The sequence below is a fragment of the Lentibacillus sp. genome (assembly GCF_035301925.1).
Classification (GTDB): domain Bacteria; phylum Bacillota; class Bacilli; order Bacillales; family Amphibacillaceae; genus Lentibacillus.
In genome coordinates this window covers 1-7,986 of record NZ_DATGTI010000020.1, presented here as the reverse complement: position 1 = coordinate 7,986, position 7,986 = coordinate 1, and the positions used below count along the sequence as shown (strand labels likewise).

General features: G+C 42.2%; 9 protein-coding genes and 1 pseudogene. 7 read left to right on the top strand and 3 right to left on the bottom strand.

What is annotated here, in order from left to right:
• The 3 genes and pseudogenes from VK080_RS02145 to VK080_RS02135 form a co-directional block, all read left to right on the top strand.
• Nucleotides 1–477: pseudogene (locus VK080_RS02145) on the top strand (hypothetical protein); the annotation flags it as partial.
• Between the two features lie 119 nt (nt 478–596).
• Entirely contained in the window at nt 597–998 is a 402-nt protein-coding gene (locus tag VK080_RS02140) for a DUF948 domain-containing protein (protein ID WP_324223154.1), read from the top strand.
• An 81-nt stretch (nt 999–1,079) separates the two neighbouring features.
• On the top strand, nt 1,080–1,418 hold the full coding sequence (locus VK080_RS02135; RefSeq protein WP_324223153.1) for a DUF948 domain-containing protein: 339 nt from the start codon (nt 1,080–1,082) through the stop codon (nt 1,416–1,418).
• A 20-nt stretch (nt 1,419–1,438) separates the two neighbouring features.
• Here the strand turns inward: VK080_RS02135 and VK080_RS02130 are convergent, their stop codons facing one another.
• A complete protein-coding gene (locus tag VK080_RS02130) occupies nt 1,439–1,855 on the bottom strand; it encodes a DUF948 domain-containing protein (protein ID WP_324223152.1) in 417 nt (138 codons plus the stop codon).
• Nucleotides 1,856–2,212: 357 nt separating this feature from the next.
• On the opposite strand from VK080_RS02130, the gene cwlD reads away from it, so the two are divergent.
• Nucleotides 2,213–2,929, top strand: coding sequence for an N-acetylmuramoyl-L-alanine amidase CwlD (gene cwlD, locus VK080_RS02125; protein ID WP_324223151.1), 717 nt, complete (start codon nt 2,213–2,215; stop codon nt 2,927–2,929).
• Between the two features lie 126 nt (nt 2,930–3,055).
• Nucleotides 3,056–4,114, top strand: coding sequence for an Mrp/NBP35 family ATP-binding protein (locus tag VK080_RS02120; protein ID WP_324223150.1), 1,059 nt, complete (start codon nt 3,056–3,058; stop codon nt 4,112–4,114).
• A gap of 191 nt (nt 4,115–4,305) precedes the next feature.
• On the opposite strand, the gene gerD is transcribed toward VK080_RS02120, so the two are convergent.
• Nucleotides 4,306–4,953 carry a spore germination lipoprotein GerD gene (gerD, locus tag VK080_RS02115; RefSeq protein ID WP_324223149.1) on the bottom strand — a complete coding sequence of 216 codons (648 nt, stop codon included), beginning with the start codon at nt 4,951–4,953 and terminating at the stop codon, nt 4,306–4,308.
• A 134-nt stretch (nt 4,954–5,087) separates the two neighbouring features.
• On the opposite strand from gerD, the gene VK080_RS02110 reads away from it, so the two are divergent.
• The gene (locus tag VK080_RS02110; protein ID WP_324223148.1) at nt 5,088–5,735 is read left to right on the top strand and encodes a KinB-signaling pathway activation protein; all 648 of its coding nucleotides are present in this window, start codon (nt 5,088–5,090) and stop codon (nt 5,733–5,735) included.
• A gap of 185 nt (nt 5,736–5,920) precedes the next feature.
• Here VK080_RS02110 and pdaB read toward each other — a convergent pair whose 3' ends face one another.
• The gene (gene pdaB / locus VK080_RS02105) at nt 5,921–6,679 is read right to left on the bottom strand and encodes a polysaccharide deacetylase family sporulation protein PdaB (RefSeq protein ID WP_324223147.1); all 759 of its coding nucleotides are present in this window, start codon (nt 6,677–6,679) and stop codon (nt 5,921–5,923) included.
• Between the two features lie 567 nt (nt 6,680–7,246).
• Between pdaB and VK080_RS02100 the strand changes: the two genes are divergently transcribed.
• On the top strand, nt 7,247–7,468 hold the full coding sequence (locus VK080_RS02100; protein WP_324223155.1) for a hypothetical protein: 222 nt from the start codon (nt 7,247–7,249) through the stop codon (nt 7,466–7,468).
• The last annotated feature ends 518 nt before the right edge of the window (nt 7,469–7,986 follow it).

The following is a 7,986-nucleotide window of genomic DNA, read 5'->3' as shown; positions in this document are numbered from 1 at the left end:
GAGGCACCTGCAGAAGCAGAAGAAATCGAAAAACCGGAAGATGCACTTGAAACTGAGGAAGCAGAATCATCACAGCAAGACAAAGATTCCAACCAACCAGAAGAAGGGGAGTCATCAGCAACGGAGGGCCTGCTACCCGGCTATCATGCAGACTTGTCGATCATCACAAATGAATCTCCTAAGGCAACGGCCGTTAGGGAAGGGCAATTATTCAATGGTCATTTATGGAAATTGACGCGTGAAGGCTTGTTGGCCAAACAACCAGTTGAGACTGGGCTTCAAATGGACAATATAGTGGAGATCACAGAGGGCGCCAATCCCGGGGAGTGGATTGCCGGGTCAGACCAGGATCAATTCCGTGACGGTGCTGTGTTTATGACGCCATTGGAGCTGGATGACATAGAATGGAAAGATCCGGGGAAATATGATAATGTAAACTGGAAACGATATTTTCTAATAGGGTTATTGTCCAGATAAACAGGGAAAACAATTAGGACAGCTGTTTGGTATGTTCAGTCATTTACGATATAACATTCAGCTATAAAGACGACTATCGGACTTTTTGAACAGCCTCATAAAAAGGAGGGGCATATTAAATGGACTTAGTCTACATAGGTATTTTAATCGTTGCGCTGGCGTTTGCACTTGTCGCCGTCTATGCTTCTCTCGTATTGAAACGAGCAGCAAATACGATGGAAAGCATCAGTCAGACGTTAGGCGAAGTGGAACAAAAAATGCACGATATCACACCGGAATTACGCAACACGGTCAATGAAACAGGCAAAACAGTGGACGATCTGCACGATAAAATCAGGGCTGTGGACAATCTGTTTGTGACGCTTGAAAATTTAGGGATTTCCATTCATGAGGGGAGCCAATTGGTGAACAAGCAGGCCGAAAATGTGTCATCGTTTACATCTGCAAAGAACCGGACCAGGTTGACGGAAACGATCAAATGGGTGGACGTTGTGTACAAGCTATATAAAAAAGTGAAATAATACAAGGCATCAGCACCAGCTAAGAAGCTATGAAGGTATCATGACGTATGAATTTGAAATTACAGGAGATGAGGGATATTTATGAGTTTGACTGGAATTGGTGTCATATTGATTGGGATCGCGTTTCTGGTAATGGCAGTATATGTGGCCTGGACATTAAATAATCTGGCTAATGTGCTGCGTGGAATTGAAGAAACGGTCGAACAGATGCCGCAGCAGCTGGATGATATTTTCAGGGAAACAGGGCAAATGCTCAGCCAAACCAATGTGACGATTTCAGAAGTGAATGATAAGCTGCGCACATTAAGTCCATTATTTTACATGGTTAATGATGTCGGTGAAATGTCCCGAAAATTAACGACCCCACTCGCCAGGTTCAGTATGAATACACGAAAAAAAGCAGAACAGAACGAAAAATAAGTCTCCAGATGTCAGGAGACTTATTTTTTCGTTTTTCTGCGCTGATAGATGCTGTATCCCAACGCCATGACGCCATAAATTCCTTCCAAGTGATAGTGTTCCATCATGGGATTGTCTGTTTTTTGTCTCATTTCCTCATTGATATTGGCCATCACCCTGAAAAGGTTTTGCAGCGATGTACCAATGTTGCCGATGATCTGAAAAATCGGTGCTATTTTGCCGAATTGTTCATTCAGCTGCCTGATAGCCTCATTTGCTGAACTAAGGGTGTTTTTTAAACCTGTCATGATCTCGGTCATCTGATTCGGGAGGTCATTTGTTGTATTTTGAAGATTTGCAAGCACTTTTGTCAGGCTTTTGAGTGGTTTGACCAGCAGAAAAACCAGTCCGAGCATTGCAAGACCAATGATGATGACACCAAGTCCTGCCCAATCCATAGCACATTCTCCTTCCGATGATTAATGTCGTTAACTGTATATACCTTCTTTCATCCCGCATATAACTGGCAGTAACCCGCCAAAGTACGGCGGCTGACTGTCCCTAAATGCCCGATTCTGTTCAACTAACATTCAGTGGAGAAAACCACTCCACTGAATGAAGTTTCACTTTTCCCCGCATTAAGGGTCAGTAACCCGCCAAAGTACGGCGGCTAACTGTCCCTAAATGCCCGATTCTGTTCAACTAACATTCAGTGGAGAAAACCACTCCACTGAATGAAGTTTCACTTTATCCTTATCATAAACGAGAAACCTGTCCCATACAATAGAAAAAGCAAATTGATAAGGGGCGAACGTATGGAACGGTTTAAAAAGGTATTCATGTGGGGAGTAGGTTTTATTGTATTAGCGCTGCTTATTCAATTTCCGATTCAAAAAGCCGACTCAACATGGCAGACATGGTCATTACCACTGTCAGGGCATACCATTGTCATTGATCCCGGACATGGTGGGGCAGATGGGGGAGCTGTCGGAAAAGATGAAACACTGGAAAAAGATATTGCCTTGGCTGTTGCCAAAACAACACGTGATTTTCTTCAGCAGTCTGGTGCACTTGTTTATTTGACCCGGGAAGAAGATAAAGATCTCGCAGCGGACGACACCAAAGGACTATCACGGCGCAAAGCGGAAGACATTCGTGAAAGGTTGAAATTCATTCATGATAAGGAAGCTGATTTTTTTATTTCACTTCATTTGAACGCATTGTCTTCCGAACAGTGGCATGGTGCACAGACATTTTACCATCCAAAGGAAGAAAAGAGTAAACATCTGGCCAATATGATCCAGGCTGAAATCATCCGCAATTTGGAAAATACAACACGGGAACCGCTCGCGCTTAACAATGTCTATTTGTTGAAACATGCGGAAGTTCCGGGTGCACTTGTTGAAATTGGGTTTTTGTCAAATGAACATGAGCGGGACCACCTGAAACAGGATTCGTACCAGCGGAAAATGGCCGGCAGCATTTATGAAGGCATTCTCCGGTATGTTTCTGAAGATCCGGAAGAGGAGTAGTTGCCTGTTGCCCTTTCCATGATTCAAATCACTTAGAATTTAAATGATTTGTGTTATACTAGCGTTGTATGCGAGTTACAGTACAGTTACGTTGTATATGTGCAAGGAAAGGGATGGTGACCAACCGTGTTGTCAAAAGAGGAAGTAAAAGACCTTCTGAAATCTGTTCAAGATCCGTTTTTACATAAAACACTGGAAGAAACAGACGGTATTAAGAATATTTCGATTAAAGAAGAGAAAAAACATGTCAGTGTTAAAATCGGGATTGCTAAAACAAATACCGCCGAACAGATGCAACTGCAGCAGGAGGTCGTCGGTATATTGAAAAAGAACGGTGCATCAACTGTCGGACTCCGCTTCGAACAATTGCCTGACGAGGTTATCCAAAAATTTCAGCCGGCTGCACAGGCAGAACAGGAAAAGTCGCTCTTGGGCGTCAGCAAACAGCCTAACTTTATTGCAGTTTCAAGCGGGAAAGGTGGCGTCGGCAAATCGACGGTAACCGTCAATCTGGCAATATCATTGATGCGATTGGGCAAAAAAGTCGGGATTATTGATGCGGATATATATGGATTTAGTGTTCCGGATATGATGGGCATTGAAAACAGGCCGCAAGTACGCGGCGAAAAAATTATTCCCGTCGAACGATTCGGTGTACAAGTCATCTCCATGGGTTTCTTTGTCGAGGACAATTCTCCGATCATCTGGAGAGGGCCAATGCTCGGCAAGATGCTCAACAGTTTTTTCAAAGAAGTTGAGTGGGGCGATTTGGACTATCTGTTGCTTGATTTGCCACCGGGAACAGGGGATATTGCCATGGATGTCCATGAATTAATCCCGTCAGCAAAAGAAGTCATTGTCACCACACCACACCCATCAGCGGCATTTGTCGCGGCGCGTGCAGGTCAGATGGCCATTAAAACGGAACATGAAATACTCGGTGTGATTGAAAATATGGCTTATTTTGAAAGCAAAAAAACCGGTGAAAAAGAGTATGTGTTTGGAAAAGGCGGCGGACAAAAGCTTGCTGACGTACTTAAAACAAAAGTACTTGGGCAGTTGCCGCTGCAGCAGCCTTATGAAGAAGAGGATGAATTCGCGCCTTCCGTTTATCAGGAAGATCATCCGCTTGGAAAGGAATACCACAAAATGGCAGCAAAAATTGTCGCCAAATTAGAGGCATAAACGAAATTGAAAGCAGCTGATTTTGAATAATGACTAGGCTTATCTCCAGGCATTAAGGGCAAAACCCAAGTGATGGTTTGCAGGCAGAAAAGTGTTAAAAAGAGGTGGCATTCGTCACCTCTTTTTCTTGTTCATTCATTTAGCTGTGGTAAAAAACGGTGTTGGTTTAAGCGTACAGAGCTGGTGTGGCATTACGGTCCGCCGCCACCACCGGAACCGCCTCCCCCGCCGGAACCGCCAGATCCCCCGTCGCCGGAGCCATCGCCTTGCTGTGATTTCTGATCCTTTTGTTTGCCTTGTTCTTCAGCGGCTTTTAATAATATTTGGCTCATTTTTTCCTGGAACAGTGGTGTTTCAAGTGTTTTCTGTATCTGTTCTTCCAGATGTTTACTGAATTCCTGACTTTTCATAACATTGGTCATTTGTTCGGTCATTTGGGGATCTTTCATTAGATCAAGCATTTGCTGCTGATATTCAGAGTCCTGCATAAGGTCTTTCATGAGCTTTTTCTGTTCCTCAGCCATTGACTTTGCAAATGTTTTAACAAATGATGGATCTTCAAATAATTGCTTCCACATATCTGTCGCCTTATCCGAAGAAAGCACTTCCTCCACTGATTTCTTAACAGCATCAGAATCCATAATCAGCTGCTGTTTCATTTTTTTGTCGGTCATAATCTCCTGAAGTGCTTTCTTTCCATCTTCTGTTTGTAATATGTCAACAACCATTTTTTTCGTTGTATCATAATCAGCTTCTTCACCGGAAGCACCCTGCCCGGCACACCCGGAAATGAATACAGCGGATAGTAGGAAAAGGGAAAGTAAAGTGATCCGAAACATGTTCAAATCCTCCTTCCTGTCATGGTTAATATGTGTGATCATGCGAAAAAATATGTATTATAAGAGGTAAAAAGGGCTTATTCGTGCTAAAATATACGGAGGACGCTGAACAAAGATTTAGGAGGCAATTTGATTTGAATAGTCGTAAGTGGGTTGGTTTATTTTTAAAAACGTTAATGATCGGCGGGGTGACAGGCTTAATTACCAGTTTTTTTGTCAAACCTGCATATTATACAAATAATTTTGACCCATTTAATGCGTTTGAACTATTTGGTGTCATTCTCTTTTTTCTCGGGCTGGGTTTTGTATTTAGTGTTATCAGTCAAACCGGATTTTTTGCGTATTTATTTATCAATCGGTTTGGACTTAGCCTGTTTCGGACATTTTGGCCGACGGTTCAAGTACTGCTGATTGCGTTTGTTGTTTTTGATTTAGTTTATTTTCCATATAATGCTACAGGTGGAGACGTTTCGGTATTTTGGTTTATTTTGATGGCTGCTGCTATTCTCGGCTACGGCTGGATTGTATCGGAAATCAAAGCGCGCGAGACGAAGCGGCGGGCATTTATTCCGTCCTTGTTTCTGATGGTTGTCATGACGACTATCGAGTGGGTGCCAGGCCTGAATACAAGCGGCACGGATTACGCATGGCTTATGATTTTTCCGCTACTTGCGTGCAATACGTATCAGTTACTGGTATTACACCGTTTAACAGGAAGTGAAAGATCAGAGGGGAATTCAAAAACAAAAACCACTGCAAACTCAGGAACCAACAAGGCATAATACAAGCCCCAATGTGTCAGAACACTTTGGGGCTGTTGTACAGCGGATGAAGATAACGGCCGATGCCACTATTGTTTCAAGATAAGCATAAAATTTTAGATGACATCTTCATACTGAAATCATTTAACTCTGCCGCTTCCACTAAACTGTCCCATGGGAAGATCAGGTGAAGCTCAATTTTCTGATTAGTCAGCAAGCTTTGATTCAGCATGGGCTTGATTAATCAACTCAGATATGGTGACAAATTGGAATCCTTTATTTTTCAACCCTGGCAGTATCGTTTTTAAAGCTTTAGCTGTCTGTTTCACCGAGTCGGATGCATGCATCAGAATGATATCCCCATTCGCAGTCTGTTCCATAACCGTATTTGTAATCTTCTGCGTCCCCGGGTTTTCCCAATCATTCGGGTTGACATTCCAATGGGTAATCGTAAAACCCTGATTCTCAGCCATTTCTATAATCTCCTCGTTAAAGTGCCCGTTTGGAGGACGTAAAAGTTTGATATCCTCGTAACCAAGTTTATCGAATACACCCTTGGCTTCCAATAAATCACGCCTAACTTCATCCAACTCCTGATCAAGGTAACTTTCATAACGATAGCCCAGCATACCAAGTTCATGCTCTTGTTCGGTTATGTCTTCCAAAATTTCCGGGTGGCGTTCAGCCCATTCACCGCTTACAAAAAAAGTGGCCTGAATCTGATGATTTTCGAGCTCGTCCAATATGCCATGAACCTTCTCTTCTCCCCAGCTGATATTAAAGGTCAGTGCGATATCAGATTCATCGGCGTTTCCTTTTGTCAATGCTGATGGCTCGCTGCCGGATATAACTGAAAATGCTCCGTCACGTTCAAACCAAATGAATATAGCAGCGAATAATGCCAATAATATAACGACGGCATACCGTTTCCATTTTTTAAACCCCATCACGTAAAAATGATCCATTATACCATCATCCCTCTCAAACAATCCTTAATGTATTCTATGAAGGAAAATGCTTAATATGAACAAGCTTATAGGGGGAAAAGCGAAACTTCATCCAGCAGAGTGTATTTCCCTGCTGAAGCAGAGGAACAAAGGCTAAATACTCGGGCGTCCTCGAAAAAGAAAAGCACTTTTTCTTCGTGCGATACGTCGCTGCCAGCTTTCCTTGTCCTGTTGCAACGCATTGTGACTTCCATCGTACAGGCCTGAACAATCGGGACTTTACAAGCAGCTGATCCCCACTTAACTGCCCTGGTCTCCCTGAAATTTTGAATTGTGTGTCTTGCGACGTACAGGATATCTTAGTACCGAATTGTGACAGGGCGCAGCGTTTATTTCAGCTTACCTGTTAAGGCGGAATAAATAATAAAACTTCGAAAAAGAGGATATAATCATATCGATTCGGGGAATAGTAAAGTCTGTGGGAATCGTAAAGTCTGTAAATATGATTTAAATCGTTAGTGTTCCAATCAATAACACGACAGCGTGCTATTCAGATTACTTAGAACTATAAGGTCAGGTGATATGATGCTCGGATTTTTGATTAATGATGAAGAACAAAAAGAAATGGAATATTTAATAAAACGGGAATTGGAAGAATTATTAATGGATATGGACGATCATCGGATCGATCAAATGGTTAAAACCTCAATGAAGGCACGTTATCAGACCATTTTCAATTTATACCGCCGTATAGCAAGCAAAGAAGATTGCATGAAGTACATGCCCAAACGCACTGGTGATCAGTAAAGAGGATATTATGTATAAATACTGGAACTGTTTCGTTATATAGTCAGTCATGATAGGGTGCTGAGGTGCATTTTTGGATCATCACATCCTGAAGGTTAATTGCCTGTAATCGGCACTTACTCTGATATCATGTCCCACCTTAGCTTATAGAAGATAACGCTATTTTAGGAACGACTTTAAAATCCAGGCTATATTTTTTGGATTTTCTATTGAACAAAGCGGCTAATTATGCTATATTATTTTTTGTTGTCAGCAAAAAACATAGCCATTTCTGCAGCACTTTTTTAAGAGAGAATATTTAAAAAAGGTTATTGACATTTTGCTGCAACCATGATAAATTATAATTCGTCGCTAAAAACGGCGAGGGAAATTGATCTTTGAAAACTGAACAAAACAACCAGTATGCAAGAGATGTCAGTGGTAAGAGGCCGAAAGTCGGAACGTTGATTTCGACGGCAGGCCAATGAAACCCTGGAATCAATTTTTAAAGCAAGCCATGAATGAGATTGATCGGTGTC